This is a genomic window from Azonexus sp. MM2026_4, from assembly GCF_055901855.1.
Window position 1 is genome coordinate 1,440,168 of the sequence record NZ_CM148380.1, and the last position, 12,789, is coordinate 1,452,956.

At 66.6% G+C, this 12,789-nt stretch carries 18 protein-coding genes; 11 read left to right on the top strand and 7 right to left on the bottom strand.

The features are described 5' to 3' along the window. Positions 1 to 23 precede the first annotated feature (23 nt). Together AC0KWY_RS06540 and AC0KWY_RS06545 are read right to left on the bottom strand one after the other, a co-directional pair. On the bottom strand, positions 24 to 1,019 hold the full coding sequence (locus AC0KWY_RS06540) for a helix-turn-helix transcriptional regulator (RefSeq protein ID WP_474028828.1): 996 nt from the start codon (positions 1,017 to 1,019) through the stop codon (positions 24 to 26). Positions 1,020 to 1,117: 98 nt separating this feature from the next. Beyond that, positions 1,118 to 1,726, bottom strand: a complete 609-nt coding sequence (locus tag AC0KWY_RS06545; RefSeq protein ID WP_474028829.1) for a M15 family metallopeptidase — start codon at positions 1,724 to 1,726, stop codon at positions 1,118 to 1,120. 203 nt (positions 1,727 to 1,929) lie between these two features. Here AC0KWY_RS06545 and AC0KWY_RS06550 point away from each other — a divergent pair, with 203 nt between their 5' ends. Both AC0KWY_RS06550 and hslO read left to right on the top strand, forming a co-directional pair. Further along, positions 1,930 to 2,295: an arsenate reductase gene (locus AC0KWY_RS06550; RefSeq protein ID WP_474028830.1), complete on the top strand. Its 366-nt coding sequence runs from the start codon at positions 1,930 to 1,932 to the stop codon at positions 2,293 to 2,295. Continuing rightward, positions 2,292 to 3,173, top strand: coding sequence for an Hsp33 family molecular chaperone HslO (gene hslO, locus AC0KWY_RS06555; RefSeq protein ID WP_474028831.1), 882 nt, complete (start codon positions 2,292 to 2,294; stop codon positions 3,171 to 3,173). Before AC0KWY_RS06550 ends, hslO begins: the two co-directional genes overlap by 4 nt. 9 nt (positions 3,174 to 3,182) lie before the next feature. Here the strand turns inward: hslO and AC0KWY_RS06560 are convergent, their stop codons facing one another. Further along, on the bottom strand, positions 3,183 to 3,692 hold the full coding sequence (locus tag AC0KWY_RS06560) for an OmpA family protein (protein ID WP_474028832.1): 510 nt from the start codon (positions 3,690 to 3,692) through the stop codon (positions 3,183 to 3,185). Position 3,693: 1 nt separating this feature from the next. Further along, positions 3,694 to 4,200, bottom strand: a complete 507-nt coding sequence (locus AC0KWY_RS06565) for a MarR family winged helix-turn-helix transcriptional regulator (protein WP_474028833.1) — start codon at positions 4,198 to 4,200, stop codon at positions 3,694 to 3,696. 295 nt (positions 4,201 to 4,495) lie between these two features. On the opposite strand from AC0KWY_RS06565, the gene AC0KWY_RS06570 reads away from it, so the two are divergent. Beyond that, a complete protein-coding gene (locus tag AC0KWY_RS06570; protein ID WP_474028834.1) occupies positions 4,496 to 5,293 on the top strand; it encodes a 4-hydroxy-tetrahydrodipicolinate reductase in 798 nt (265 codons plus the stop codon). Here AC0KWY_RS06570 and AC0KWY_RS06575 read toward each other — a convergent pair. Then, positions 5,232 to 6,629: an FAD-binding oxidoreductase gene (locus tag AC0KWY_RS06575; RefSeq protein ID WP_474029704.1), complete on the bottom strand. Its 1,398-nt coding sequence runs from the start codon at positions 6,627 to 6,629 to the stop codon at positions 5,232 to 5,234. The two genes, AC0KWY_RS06570 and AC0KWY_RS06575, sit on opposite strands and share 62 nt — an antisense overlap. A gap of 134 nt (positions 6,630 to 6,763) precedes the next feature. Here AC0KWY_RS06575 and AC0KWY_RS06580 point away from each other — a divergent pair, with 134 nt between their 5' ends. After that, a complete protein-coding gene (locus tag AC0KWY_RS06580; RefSeq protein ID WP_474028835.1) occupies positions 6,764 to 7,111 on the top strand; it encodes a DUF3024 domain-containing protein in 348 nt (115 codons plus the stop codon). On the opposite strand, the gene rimO is transcribed toward AC0KWY_RS06580, so the two are convergent. Then, positions 7,112 to 8,434: a 30S ribosomal protein S12 methylthiotransferase RimO gene (gene rimO, locus AC0KWY_RS06585; protein WP_474028836.1), complete on the bottom strand. Its 1,323-nt coding sequence runs from the start codon at positions 8,432 to 8,434 to the stop codon at positions 7,112 to 7,114. It lies immediately after the preceding gene. Positions 8,435 to 8,512: 78 nt separating this feature from the next. Between rimO and AC0KWY_RS06590 the strand changes: the two genes are divergently transcribed. From AC0KWY_RS06590 to AC0KWY_RS06620, 7 genes are all read left to right on the top strand, one after another. Then, positions 8,513 to 9,034 (top strand): DUF2478 domain-containing protein, encoded by a 522-nt coding sequence (locus tag AC0KWY_RS06590; protein WP_474028837.1) that lies wholly within the window; start codon positions 8,513 to 8,515, stop codon positions 9,032 to 9,034. 176 nt (positions 9,035 to 9,210) lie between these two features. After that, positions 9,211 to 9,597 (top strand): hypothetical protein, encoded by a 387-nt coding sequence (locus AC0KWY_RS06595; protein ID WP_474028838.1) that lies wholly within the window; start codon positions 9,211 to 9,213, stop codon positions 9,595 to 9,597. Next, positions 9,569 to 9,901, top strand: coding sequence for a helix-turn-helix domain-containing protein (locus AC0KWY_RS06600; protein ID WP_474028839.1), 333 nt, complete (start codon positions 9,569 to 9,571; stop codon positions 9,899 to 9,901). The genes AC0KWY_RS06595 and AC0KWY_RS06600 overlap by 29 nt, the downstream gene beginning before the upstream one ends. 42 nt (positions 9,902 to 9,943) lie before the next feature. Then, positions 9,944 to 10,135 (top strand): hypothetical protein, encoded by a 192-nt coding sequence (locus tag AC0KWY_RS06605; RefSeq protein WP_474028840.1) that lies wholly within the window; start codon positions 9,944 to 9,946, stop codon positions 10,133 to 10,135. Further along, on the top strand, positions 10,116 to 10,874 hold the full coding sequence (locus AC0KWY_RS06610) for an ATP-binding cassette domain-containing protein (RefSeq protein ID WP_474028841.1): 759 nt from the start codon (positions 10,116 to 10,118) through the stop codon (positions 10,872 to 10,874). Before AC0KWY_RS06605 ends, AC0KWY_RS06610 begins: the two co-directional genes overlap by 20 nt. Further along, complete coding sequence (modA, locus tag AC0KWY_RS06615; RefSeq protein WP_474028842.1) at positions 10,847 to 11,572, top strand: molybdate ABC transporter substrate-binding protein; 726 nt, start codon at positions 10,847 to 10,849, stop codon at positions 11,570 to 11,572. The genes AC0KWY_RS06610 and modA overlap by 28 nt, the downstream gene beginning before the upstream one ends. Next, the gene (locus tag AC0KWY_RS06620) at positions 11,573 to 12,280 is read left to right on the top strand and encodes a molybdate ABC transporter permease subunit (protein ID WP_474028843.1); all 708 of its coding nucleotides are present in this window, start codon (positions 11,573 to 11,575) and stop codon (positions 12,278 to 12,280) included. A 46-nt stretch (positions 12,281 to 12,326) separates the two neighbouring features. Here AC0KWY_RS06620 and AC0KWY_RS06625 read toward each other — a convergent pair whose 3' ends face one another. Further along, positions 12,327 to 12,755, bottom strand: a complete 429-nt coding sequence (locus AC0KWY_RS06625) for a TOBE domain-containing protein (RefSeq protein WP_474028844.1) — start codon at positions 12,753 to 12,755, stop codon at positions 12,327 to 12,329. Between the last annotated feature and the right edge of the window lie 34 nt (positions 12,756 to 12,789).

The window sequence follows — 12,789 nt, forward strand, 5'->3', positions numbered from 1 at the left end:
CTTTCCTGCTGTTGATCGCTAGCCTACCCGCCCCCAGTCTCACCATCTGCGACTCCCCGATACATCCCCCGCGTTTCCTCCAGCAGCCCGATCACCCGCTGGCGCAGGGTTTCGGGTTCGAGGACTTCGCAATCCGGGCCGTATTTGAGGATGTCCATGAGCAGTTCCGGGTCGGCGCTGTAGGGCAGGCGCAGTTCGTAGCGGCCGTCGGGGAGCAGTTGGCCTTGCTGTTGCGGGTGCCATTGTTCGCCGGCGACCCAGCGGGCGCGCATGGCGGAGAAGCGCAGGCGCGCCCAGCGCACGTCGCTGCCGGCGAAGATGCCGTAGCCGGCGACGAGTTGGCGGTCGAGTTCGCTGTCGGCGATGTCCTGCGCCGGGGTGGCGAGGTTTTTTGCCTTTTCGATGGCGTCGACGGCGAAGCTGCGCAGCGCTTGCCGGGTGTGGCACCAGGCGTCGAGATACCAGTTGTCGCGGTAGTGGACGAGGCGTTGCGGGGAGACTTCGCGGGTCGTGGTGGCGGCGCTGGCCCGGGCGCGGTAGCGGATTTCCAGGCGGCGGCGGGCAAGCAGCGCGTCGGCAACGGTCTGGAAGCTGGCGGCGTGGCATTGGCGCGGGGCGGCGGCGATGATGCGGATGCGCCTGGCGATTTCCTCGGCGGTGTGGCTGCCGGCGCCGAGCATGCCGAGCAGGCGCTGGCGCAGGGGTTGTAGCTGATCGCGCAGGATGCCGCTGGCGTCGATGTTTTCCAGCAGTTGCTGCATGCTGAGCAGGGCATGGATTTCGTCGGCGCTGAGCCAGACGCCGGGCAGTTCGGCGCTGCCAGGCGGGGCGAGCAGACGATAGGCGCCGAGCTCGCGGTCGAAGTCGACCGGCATGCCGAGGCGGTTACGGAGGAAGGCGATGTCGCGGAAGATGGTGGCCCGCGAGACTTCGAAGTGGGACATCAGTTCGCGCAGGCTGACGCTGCGGCGGGCGCCGAGCATGCTGCGGATGTGTTGGTAGCGCTCGGTCTTCGCCAATCTTTCCCTTTCAGACGATGATCAATTGGCGTCGATCGCGCATGCTGCTCTGCCGCCGGACAAAAAAATAGCCGGGATCGAACCCGGCTGATTTCAGTTCAGGCAAAAATCGGCCGCCCGGCGCTGGTGCGGGCACGCAGTTCGGCCAGCATGTCGCGTTCGCGCAGGTCGGCGGCCCAGGCGGGGCGTAGCTGGTAATGCGGCTGGTCGACGATGGTTTTCCAGCTGCCGCCCCATTCCAGGCCGAGGTCCATGCCGAGCGCGCCGACCGCCTTGTACTTGGGGGAATCGCCGAGGTAGCGGGTGCCTTCGAAGACGCCGATGTCGAAGGCGATGCCGAAGTTGTGGTTGGAGTAGCCGGCGCGGGCGTTGGTGACTTTCGGGCCGGGAGCGGTGCGCCCCTTGGCGTAGAGGGCGTCCTGTTCGGCGTAGCTGCGCAGGCCGCTGAGCACCTTGATGCTGATGCCGTGCAGGGCGGCTTTCTGGACCAGGGCGCGGGCCATCGGCTGGACTTCGGGGAGCAGCGTCAGGATGTTCTTTTCGCTGCGCGGGTCGACCGGTGAGACGACGATGCTGGCCGCCGGGGCCGGCGCTTTCGGCTTGACGATGCGACTGTGGATGGCGCCCCAGGTTTCCGGGCCGGCCTTGCCGTCGACTTCGACGCCGAGGGCTTGCTGGACTTCCCGGATCATTTCCTCGATCTTCATTTTTCGCTCCTCCAGGGTTCAAATGGGGTTGCCCCCGTTGTTCTTCAGAAACGATAAAACCAGATGTCATGATGCCATCTTGGCAACGGAAGTTCCCGGCTTTTTTGCCGCCGGCGGGAGCGCTGCGGCAGCCGGGAGCGGGCTGCTATCATTGCGCCCTGTCGCGGGCCCGGCCCGCTTCCTTACCTGCCAGAGTCCCGGACATGAACCCAGCATCCCCGAGCCAGCCGATCCTGTTCGGCATCAAGAATTGCGACACGATGAAGAAGGCCATGAACTGGCTGAGCGAGAACGGCGTCGCCTACGAATTCGTCGATTACAAGAAGGCCGGCGTCGCCGCCGCCAACCTGCCCGACTGGGCGGCGCGCGCCGGCTGGCAGAAGCTGCTCAACACCCGCGGCCTGATGTGGAAGAAGCTGTCCGAAGCAGAGCGCAGCGATGTCGACGAGGCGAAGGCGCTGCAGTTGATGGCGCAGTATCCGGCGCTGATCAAGCGGCCGGTGCTCGATCTGGGCGGCGAACTGCTGGTCGGCTTCAGCCCGGAAAGCTACGCGGAGAAACTGAAATGAGCGGCGGCAGCGTGCGTCGCTTCCTGTTCGAGGGGCTCGATATCCGCGGTGCCGTGGTGCATCTGGACGAGGCCTGGCAGCAGATGCAACTGGGCCGCGATTACCAGCCGACGGTGGCGCAACTGCTCGGCGAAGTGGCGGCGGTGACGGCGCTGATCGCCGGCCAGTTGAAGCAGCCCGGCCGGCTGACGCTGCAGTTGCGCGGCAACGGACCGATCCAGTTGCTGGTGATGGATTGCAACGAGGCGCTGCAGATGCGCGGCATGGCGCGCAGCAATCCGGTGGTGCTGCCGGCGCCGGTGCCGGAACTGCTCGGCGCGCAGCAGGGTGGCCAGTTGCTGATGAGCCTGGATCTGCCGACCGCGCGCCAACCGTACCAGAGCTACGTGCCGCTGGTCGGCGAGAGCATCGCGGCGATTTTCGAACACTACCTGGAGCAATCGGAGCAGCAGCCGTCGCGGCTGTTCTGCGCGGCGGCACCGCGCGCCGCGGCCTGCCTGTTCCTGCAGAAGATGCCGGAGGCGGACAAGCACGACGCCGATGGCTGGCAGCGCGTGACCCAGCTGGCATCGACGGTGAAGACGGCGGAATTGCTGACGCTGGATACCGAGGCACTGCTGAGCCGGCTCTTCCACGAGGAAATCGCGGCCGGCGGTGTGCGCGTCTATGACCCGCAGCCGGTGGTCTATCACTGCCCGGAGGATTGGGAGAAGGTGCGCGACATGATCCGCGGCATCGGCCGCGCCGACGCCGAGACGATCCTCGCCGAACACGGCGAAATCCTGATCCGCGACGATATCTGCAACCGCGACTACCGCTTCACGGCGGCCGACGTGGCGGCGATCTTCGCCGCCAGCGAGGGCACCGCGCTCAACTGAGCGGCGCGCTTATTTTGGGTAAACCAGCTGCACCCGCCGCATCAGCCGGCGGCATTGCGGCGAGCGGCATGCCGGGCTGACCTCTTCCGAGCCGACCGCCTCGCGCCGGATCTGGGTCACCGGAATGCCGGCGCCGCGCAGCACCGCGGCCACGGCGTTGATCCGTTGTTCGGCGATGGCCAGGTTGTAGGAACGGCTGCCCAGGTGGTCGGCATGCCCGACCAGGGTGACGACCAGCTCCGGGTCGGCTTTCAGGCGGGCGGCGTGTTCGAGCAGACGCTGCCGTCCTTCGGCGTCGATCGTGTTGCCCGACGAGGCGAAGAAGATGCTGTTGTCGACATCGACTGCGGCCATCGCGGCCTTTTCTTCCTGCGCCGGGTTGCTGGCCGACTTCACTGCTTCGCTGCGCACGGGCTGCCGGGTTTCCCCGGACGGGGCTTCGCTGGCTGGCGGCTGCTCGGCGCAAGCGCCGAGCAGCAGGACGGTAACAAGGATCAACACTAGCTTGGATGTCGGCAATTCAATCTCCTTCGGTATTGCGGACCATGTCGGCCAGCGGCATGTTGGCGTACTTCTCGTCCTTGCCGGGGATGTACTGGAGCAGCTCTTCAAGATTGATCTGCAATGTTTTCAGGACGACTTCCGGCACTGCCGCCAGAGCCTCCGGAACAACGCCTTCGGCCGGGCCGGGCAAAGCGGCCAGGGCCTCTTGACCGCGCTCGGTCAACTGCAGGCCAACCCGGCGCTGATCGCCCTTTTTCTTCTGCTTGTCGAGGCAGGCGTTGGCCACCAACTTGTCCACCAACTGGCTGCAGGTGGACTGGTGAACGCCCATCCGCTCGGCGAGTTCGCCGATGCCGATGCCCGGGCTGCGCTGCACTTCCTGCAGCACCCACATCTGCGAGCCGGACATGCCGCAGCGTTCTTCGACCAGCCGGAAATGCCGGCGCATGGACCCGTAAATCAGGCGGAACTGTTGCAGGACATCGATGACCCGCTGTTCATTCGGATTGCGTAGCGCGTTCAAAACTGGCACTTTCAAATAATAGTATTGCGCGAATTTTAAGCCTCAATTATATTGAGCACCAATGGAGTTGTAACTTAGGTCATAACCCCATTCCTTTTCGACGAGGTTTTCCATTGGGGGGTGTAACCCCCCATTTTTTTCCCGCCCGTCGCCCAGCAGCGCGCGCCGCACCTTTTGCCGGCGCCCAGGATGCGTCAAAGAACGTACAGAAGCCGTCCCGCCGGGACGCAACGCTTTTCGTCGCCCGTCAATCGTGGCGGCCAGGAGATGACAAACAGCACTTGGAGGAGAAACCATGGTCAAAATCGGACTCATTGGTTACGGCAAGGCCGGCCAGGCCGTCGCCAGCGTTCTGCGGGAAGATCCGCGTTTCGAACTGTGCTGGGTGGCGCGCGCCTCGAGCGCCGAAGGCATCGACGACCTGCCGGCGGTGAAGCTGGAAGCCGGCAATTTCGGCGACTGGCTGGACGCCCACCCGGTCGACGGCATCATCGATTTTTCCGATGCACGGGCAATCCTTGCCTACGGCGAAGCGGTCCGCCAGCGCGGCATCATGGTGGTGACGGCGATTTCCGGCTACTCGCCGGAAATCCTGGATTACATCCGCGACCTCGGCCGCGACATCCGCATCATGTCGTCGCCCAACATCACGCTGGGCATCAACTTCCTGCTGCTGGCGGCGCAGATCCTGCGCCGCATCGCGCCGTTCGCCGATGTCGAAATCGTCGAGCAGCATTTCCGCGACAAGCCGGAAGTCTCCGGCACGGCAAGGCGCATCGCCGAGGTGCTCGACGTCGATGGCGAGCACATCACCTCGCTGCGCCTGGGCGGTATCGTCGGCCGGCACGAGGTGATCTTCGGCTTTCCCTACCAGACCGTGCGGCTGATCCACGACTCGATCCGCCGCGAGGCTTTCGGCACCGGCGCGGCTTTCGCGATCGAGCAGCTATCGCGCTGCGAAACCGGCTTCTACACGCTGGACAAGCTCTTGATGCGGGTGATCCGCGAGGAACTGCAGCAGGAGGAAACGCTCAGCGCGGCCCGGGCAGTTTCCCCGGATTCATCAGCCCCAACGGATCGAGCGCCTGCCTGATGGTCCGCATCAGGTCGATTTCCACCGCCGGCTTGTAGCGCAGGATTTCCTCGCGCTTCAACTGGCCGATACCGTGCTCGGCGGAGATCGTGCCGTTCAGCGCATGCACCGTATCGTGCACGGTGCGGTTGACGTCCGGCTGGCTGGCCAGGAAGGCGGCGTTGTCGGCGGCATCCGGCTGCGACAGGTTGTAGTGCAGGTTGCCGTCGCCGACATGGCCGAAGGCGACCACGCGGATGCCGGGAAAGGCCGCTGCCAGCGCGGCATCGGCACGGCAGAGGAAATCCGGGATGCGCGAGACCGGCACGGCGACGTCGTGCTTGATGCTGACGCCTTCGATCTTCTGCGCTTCCGAGATGGCCTCGCGCAGCGCCCACAGCGCCCGCGCCTGGCTTTCGCTGGCGGCGACGGTGCCGTCGGCGACGGCGCCGCTGGCCAGGCTGTCGGCCAGCCACGACTCGACCGCCGCTGGCTCGGCGTCGGAGAACTCGGCCAGCACGTACCAGGGACTGGCCGCCGCCGGCCGCCGGGCACCGGGGATGTGGCGCAGGACGAGCCCGAGGGCGGTTTCGGAAACCAGTTCGAAGGCGGTCAGTTGCGCGTCGAAGGCGCTGCGCGCGCGGTTCAGCAATTCGACCGCGGCGACCGGCGTCGCCACGTTGAGCCAGCAGGTGGTCTGCGTCTTCGGCAGCGGGAAGAGCTTGAGCACGGCGGCGGTGATGATGCCGAGCGTGCCTTCGGCGCCGATGAAGAGCTGCTTGAGGTCGTAGCCGGTGTTGTCCTTGCGCAGGCCGCGCAGGCCGTCCCACAGCTCGCCGCCGGGCAGCACCACCTGCAGGCCCAGCGTCAGTTCGCGGGTGTTGCCGTAGCGCAGCACCTGGACGCCGCCGGCGTTGGTCGACAGGTTGCCGCCGATCTGGCACGTCCCTTCCGACGCCAGCGCCAGCGGAAAGAGCCGGTTAGCGGCGCGCGCCGCGTCCTGGACGGCGGCCAGCGTGCAACCGGCTTCGACGGTGATCGTGTTGTTCTGCGGATCGACGGCGAGGATGCGGTTCATCCGGGACAGGCTGACCACCACCGCCCGCCCGCTGTCGTCCGGGGTGGCCGCGCCGCACAGGCTGGTGTTGCCGCCCTGCGGCACGATCGGCGCGCCGGCGGCGACGCAGGCACGGACGACGGCGGCAACTTCGGCACTGCTGCCAGGCTGCACCACGCACAGGGCGCGACCGCGGTAACGGCCGCGCCAGTCGGTCAGCATCGGCGCCATGGCGGCCGGCTCGCCGAGCACCCGTTCCGGGCCCAGCAGTTCGCGCAAGTTGTCGAGCAAAGCCTGCATCACGTCGTATTTTCCGTCGATTGCCGCCGCCGGCAGCCCAGACCGCATTCTCGGCAGGCAACGGCAAGCCGTCAAACGCTTTCCCGGCAGCGGCCGAGCCGCTATGATTCGTTCATATCCGAGCCCAACCGCCCATGCCTCTGCCCGTCCTCGCCCAGCACCTTGCCCGCAATCGCCTCTCCGCCTATTGCGAGCAACGCTATCCACCCGAGCTGCGGGAGAGCGTCCGCCTCGACCTGCGCTTCGAAGACGACGCCGTCGTCCTCTACGAATCGCGGCCTGCGCCGCAGCAAGCCGGGCTGTGGATCCACCTCGACATCGCGCGCTTCCGCTACAACCTCGGTTCCGGCACCTGGCTGCTCGACGCGCCGAGCTTCGGCGGCCATTCGGCCTGGCGCCAGTACTCGCACCGCCCGGAGCGCGAGCTGCGCCGCCTGCTGGCGCTGCTCGACGAAGACGCCGAGGGCGTCTTCTGGTCCTGATCAGGCCGGCTGGGCGTAGAGGTCGTGGTGGTCGGCGTCGATGACGCGGACCTTGAGGAAATCGCCGGGCTGGGCGTCGAAGAAGCCGTCGAGGTAAACCACGCCGTCGATTTCCGGCGCGTCGGCCTTGGAGCGGGCGATCGTCCCCTCGTCGTCGACTTCGTCGACCAGCACTTCGATGACGCTGTCGATCTTCGCCGCCAGCTTGTCGGCGGAAATGTCTTCCTGCACCTGCATCAGCCAGCGCCGGCGGTCCTCGCGCACGTCTTCCGGCGGCAGGCCGGGCAGTTCGTTGGCGGTGGCGCCCTCGACCGGCGAGTAGGCGAAGCAGCCGACGCGGTCGAGCTTGGCGTCTTCGAGGAACTGGATCAGCTGATCGAAATCCTCGTCGGTCTCGCCCGGGAAGCCGGTGATGAAGGTCGAACGGATGACGATTTCCGGGCAGATTTCGCGCCAGCGGGCGATGCGCTCCAGCGTGTTCTCGCTCGAACCGGGACGCTTCATCGCCTTCAGGATCTTCGGGCTGGCGTGCTGAAAGGGAACGTCGAGGTAAGGCAGTATCTTGCCTTCGGCCATCAGCGGGATGACGTCGTCGACCGAAGGATATGGGTAGACGTAATGCAGGCGGACCCAGATGCCGAAGGAGGCGAGCGCGTCGCACAACTCCTTCAGGCGGGTCTTCACCGGCCGGCCGCCCCAGAAGCTGGTGCGGTACTTGAGGTCGACGCCGTAGGCGCTGGTGTCCTGCGAGATGACGAGGATTTCCTTGACCCCGGCGCGGGCCAGGTTCTCGGCTTCGGCCAGCACGTCGCCGACCGGGCGCGAGACGAGCGGGCCGCGCAGCGAGGGGATGATGCAGAAGGTGCAACTGTGGTTGCAGCCTTCGGAAATCTTCAGGTAGGCGAAGTGCGCCGGCGTCAGGCGGATGCCCTGCGGCGGCACGAGGTCGGAATACGGGTCGTGCGGCTTCGGCAGGTGCTGGTGCACGTGGCCCATCACCTCTTCCATCGCGTGCGGACCGGTGATGGCGAGCACCGACGGGTGCGTCGTGTGGACGATGTCGCCCTTGGCGCCGAGGCAGCCGGTGACGATCACCTTGCCGTTCTCGGCCAGTGCCTCGCCGATGGCGTCGAGCGATTCCTCGACGGCAGCGTCGATGAAACCGCAGGTATTGACGATGACCAGGTCGGAATCGTCGTAGCTGGGCGAGATTTCGTAACCCTCGGCGCGCAGCCGGGTGAGGATGAGTTCGGCGTCGGAGCCGGCTTTCGGGCAGCCGAGGGAAACGAAGCCGACGGTCGGCACTTTCTGAATTTGTGTCATGCGGGATTCCAGACTTGACCGGCCGGGCCGGCGGAGAAAACGCGTATTTTATGGGGAAACGCCGGGTAAAATCGCGCCATGATGCCAAGCGCCGACGCCGACCCCGAACTGCCACCGATCGCCGCCATCGTCGCCAGCGCGCGCGGCGCTGCCGACACGGCGTTGCGCGACTTCGTCGCCGACCTGCGCCGACGCGGCGTGCGGGTACGCGGCCTGCTCCAGGAAAGCCGGCCGGACGAGGGCGGTTGCCAGCACCACCTGGTCGATATCGAAAGCGGCCAGCGCTACCCGATCTCGCAGCAACTCGGCAGCCAGTCTAACGCCTGCACCCTCGACACCGCGGCGCTCGCCGAGGCCACCTCGGTGCTGCGGCGGATCGCCGTCGAAGGCGCCGACCTGGCGGTCTTCAACCGCTACGCCAAGCTGGAATGCGACGGCGAAGGCTTCGCCGCCGAAATGCTGCAGGTGATGAGCAACGGCATTCCGGTGCTCACCGTCACTTCCCCCGCCTACCTGGAAAGCTGGCGCCACTTCACCGGCGGCATCGCCCGCGAACTGCCGCCCGATCCCGCCGCACTGAACGACTGGTTCGCCGCCTGAGCATTTTTCTGATCGGCATTGGCGGATACGCGACAATCGTTATATACACTACAACATATCGTAACGAATCCAACACGACGTAGCGGCGAGATAGCCAAAAAGCGCCTGGCATCACTTTTGCTGAATGATCGGCAATCGCTATATATGTTGTTATATTTCCAAACGAGGCACCAACGATGCATCTGCCACAACCGGACCAGCAACGCCGTTTTTCCAACGACCACGAGGCCGCGGTCAACTGGCTGCGCCTGCTGCCCGCCGAATGGCGCGACGCCGTCAACGCGCCGCTGTATTTCCGGCGCTACCGCGAGTACGAAATGCTCGCCGAGCGGACCATCGGCTACGACGAGGACGCGCGCCCCTGCTTCATCACCCACCAATTCACGCTGACCCGGCTGAACAGCGACGACGACGAGGAGTTTTACGAAACCGTCGCCCTCGCCGAGGAAATGACCGCCTGGCGCCTGCACGACGGGCGCTGGCTGGTGCTGCGCAACACGCAGCCCGACCCCGGCAGCAAGAACGGAGACTTCTATGCGCTTCACCCCGACGCTCCCCGCTGACCTGGCCGGCATCGGCGAACTGCGCCGCCGGCTGGGGATTTCGCAGGTGGAAATCGCCGGCCAGCTCGGCGTCAGCCAACCCTGCGTCGCCAAGATCGAGCACCAGGAAGACATGCGCCTGTCGACGCTGCGCCGCTACGTCGCCAGCCTCGGCGGCGAACTGCGCCTGATCGCCGAAATCGACGGCGTGGCGCACCGACTGAGCATCGGCGCCGTGCCACCCGCGCCGGAAGAAAGAACATCCGCGCAATACAACAAGGGGCTGCCATGCATTTCGCCAAACATGCTGCCCAGCCACGGCTGATCGCCACCTCTCCAAGCCCCCTTTGACGCCGCGGAGCCCCGCATGCCGAAAACCCCCGAACCCACCACCGACGACGCCTTCGACATTTCCCTTGGCGCCGCCCGCGCCCACGGCTGCTGCAGCGGCTGGCGGCCTGCCGGCGGGCGAGCGACGGCCGAAATTATCGAGCTGGCGACGGCACGACCGCCTGCCAGCACCGCCGAGGACGCAGCGCATGACGATCCCGAGCGCTGAATCCGCCGCCCGCCAGCTATTCTTCACGCTGCGCAAGCCGCTCAATTTCGCCTGCGGCGCCGCCCAGCTCGAGGTCGGCCTGCGCCTGCCGCCCGGCCAGTGGCTGGCCCTGCAGGGGCCGTCCGGGGCAGGCAAGACGACCCTGCTGCGCCTGCTCGCCGGACTGGAGAACGCCGCCGAGGGCTCGATCCGCGTCGACAACGAAACCTGGCTCGACAGCCGGCAGGGCAAATCCCTGCCGACCCGGCTACGCCGGGTTGGCGTCGTCTTCCAGGAACTTGGCCTGTTTCCGCACATGAGCGCCCGCCGCCAGATCGATTTCGCCCGCCGGCCGGACAGCAGGGCGCTACCGACCGGACAGTTGCTCGAACTGGTCGGCCTCGACAGGCTGGCCGAGCGCTATCCGGCTGAACTCTCGGGTGGCCAGAAACAGCGCCTGGCGCTGGCCCGCACGCTGGCCTCGGCGCCGCGCCTGCTGTTGCTCGACGAACCCTTGTCGGCGCTCGACCCGCAACTGCGCCGCTCGATGCAGGCGCTGCTGCAGGATGTCCGCGCCAGCGCCCTGGTCGATTACGCGATCCTGGTCAGCCACGACCTCGACGAAGCCAGTCAGCTCGCCGAACGTATCGTCCGCCTGCAGCGTGGCCGAATCTGCGGCGACGCCCCGACTTCCCGCCCCCAATCCCACGCCTCACTTTTCAAGGAACCGTCATGCGTCTCTTCCGTCGCCTGCTGCTGATCGCCGGCCTTTTCGCCGCCCTCCCCGCCTTTGCCCAGAACCTGCTGATCGCCGCCGGCGCCGGCTACAAGCGCCCGGTCAGCGAACTGTGCGCCGCCTTCCAGAAACAGAGCGGCATCGGCGTCGAGCAGATCTACGGCAACATGGGCAACATCGTCGCGCAAAGCAAACAGGGCGGCGAAATCGCTGTCATCTTCGGCGACCACGGCTTCCTGGCCGGCGTCAACGGTCTCGACTTCGCCAGCTTCCTGCCGCTCGGCAGCGGCCGCCTGGTCGTCGCCTGGCCGACCGGCGGCAAACTGCTTGCCCCGGCCGAGCTCGCCGACGCCCGCTTCGCCCGGATCGCCATGCCCAACCCGAAGGCGGCGATCTACGGCATCGCCGCCAGCGAATTCCTGGAGCGCAGCAAGCTCGCGGCAGCGCTGCAGGATCGCCTGCAGGTCGTCGCCACCGTGCCGCAGGTTTCCGCCTATCTGATTTCCGGCGACGTCAACGCCGGCTTCATCAACCTGACGGAAGCCCTCGCCATCGCGCCGAAGATCGGCGGCTACCGGGAGATCGATGCCGCGTTCTACACGCCGATCCGCATCGTCGGCGGCGTCCTCCGGGCGCGGGCCGAACGCGCCGAGGTGCAGTCGCTCGGCCGCTTCCTCGATAGCGACGAAGCCCGCGCCATCCTCAAGCGCAACGGGCTCTGAGTGGATTCGCCGCTCGCCCCGCTGCTCGATCTCTTCGCGACGCCGGGCAACCGGCAGATGCTGTGGCTGACCGTCCGCGTCGCGCTCGTCGGCACGCTGCTCCACGCCGCCGGCGGCCTCGCCCTCGGCTACGCGCTGGCGCGCCCGGGCTGGCGCGGGCGCAACCTGCTCGACATCGCGGTGACGCTACCCCTGGTATTTCCGCCGATGGCCACCGGTTTCCTGCTGCTCCTCCTGCTCGGCCGCCGTGGTCCGCTCGGCGAGCCGCTCCAGCAATGGTTCGGCATCGCCCCGGTGTTCGCCTTTTCCGGGCTGCTGATCGCCGCCTTCATTGCCGGCCTGCCGCTGGTCGTCAAGCCGGTGCAGTCAGCCTTCGAGAGCCTGCCGAAAATCCTGCCGGAAGCGGCGCGCACCTTGGGCAAGAACGAGTGGCAGATTTTCTGGTACGTGCTGCTGCCCAACATCCGCAACGCGCTGGCTGGCGGCCTGATCCTCGCCCTCGGCCGCTCGCTGGGCGAAGTCGGCATGACCATGATGCTCGGCGGCAACATCGAGGGGCGCACGGTGACCGCCTCGCTCGACATCTACAACGCGGTGACCAGCGGCGATTTCGAACGCGCCGCCGCCGTCTCGCTGCTGCTCGGGCTGGTCAGCAGCGGCCTGTTCGTCCTGCTGCGCCGCAATGCCCGCGCCCCGCTCGGCTGGTGAACGAAAAAGGCGGCCTGGCGGCCGCCCCTTGGCGCGTGCCGCTGCTTCAGGCAGGCACGCCGAGAACGACGTGACTGGCCTTGATCAGCGCCGTCGCCGGTTCGCCGAGCTTGAGCCCGAGTTCGAGCACGGCTTCGTTGGTGACCACGGAATGGACGACGGTGCCGCCAGCCAGCGTGATGCCGACCTCGGTATTAACGGCGCCCTTGGTCAGCGCGCTGACCGTGCCGCTGAGCTGGTTGCGCGCCGAGAAACGGACGTCCGGCGCTCCCGACAGCAACATCACCCAGGGCGCCTTGACGTAGGCAACGGCTTCCGAGCCGACCGCCAGGCCGAGCGACTGGACGCTGCCCTCTGTGACGATTGCGACAATTTTGTCGCCCCCCGCCAGGGTGAGCTCGACCTCCGCATTGACGGCACCATCGGTCAAGGCGGTGATTTTTCCTTTAAAAACATTGCGTGCGCTGACATTCATGACGTTCTCCTGAGTAATCGACCAGGCTGGCCTG

Coding starts and splice junctions, on each gene's coding strand:
- AC0KWY_RS06545 (WP_474028829.1), bottom strand. CDS start 1,726: ATGAAGATCGAGGAAATGATCCGGGAAGTCCAGCAAGCCCTCGGCGTC.
- AC0KWY_RS06550 (WP_474028830.1), top strand. CDS start 1,930: ATGAACCCAGCATCCCCGAGCCAGCCGATCCTGTTCGGCATCAAGAAT.
- hslO (WP_474028831.1), top strand. CDS start 2,292: ATGAGCGGCGGCAGCGTGCGTCGCTTCCTGTTCGAGGGGCTCGATATC.
- AC0KWY_RS06570 (WP_474028834.1), top strand. CDS start 4,496: ATGGTCAAAATCGGACTCATTGGTTACGGCAAGGCCGGCCAGGCCGTC.
- AC0KWY_RS06575 (WP_474029704.1), bottom strand. CDS start 6,629: ATGCAGGCTTTGCTCGACAACTTGCGCGAACTGCTGGGCCCGGAACGG.
- AC0KWY_RS06580 (WP_474028835.1), top strand. CDS start 6,764: ATGCCTCTGCCCGTCCTCGCCCAGCACCTTGCCCGCAATCGCCTCTCC.
- rimO (WP_474028836.1), bottom strand. CDS start 8,434: ATGACACAAATTCAGAAAGTGCCGACCGTCGGCTTCGTTTCCCTCGGC.
- AC0KWY_RS06590 (WP_474028837.1), top strand. CDS start 8,513: ATGATGCCAAGCGCCGACGCCGACCCCGAACTGCCACCGATCGCCGCC.
- AC0KWY_RS06595 (WP_474028838.1), top strand. CDS start 9,211: ATGCATCTGCCACAACCGGACCAGCAACGCCGTTTTTCCAACGACCAC.
- AC0KWY_RS06600 (WP_474028839.1), top strand. CDS start 9,569: ATGCGCTTCACCCCGACGCTCCCCGCTGACCTGGCCGGCATCGGCGAA.
- AC0KWY_RS06605 (WP_474028840.1), top strand. CDS start 9,944: ATGCCGAAAACCCCCGAACCCACCACCGACGACGCCTTCGACATTTCC.
- AC0KWY_RS06610 (WP_474028841.1), top strand. CDS start 10,116: ATGACGATCCCGAGCGCTGAATCCGCCGCCCGCCAGCTATTCTTCACG.
- modA (WP_474028842.1), top strand. CDS start 10,847: ATGCGTCTCTTCCGTCGCCTGCTGCTGATCGCCGGCCTTTTCGCCGCC.
- AC0KWY_RS06625 (WP_474028844.1), bottom strand. CDS start 12,755: ATGAATGTCAGCGCACGCAATGTTTTTAAAGGAAAAATCACCGCCTTG.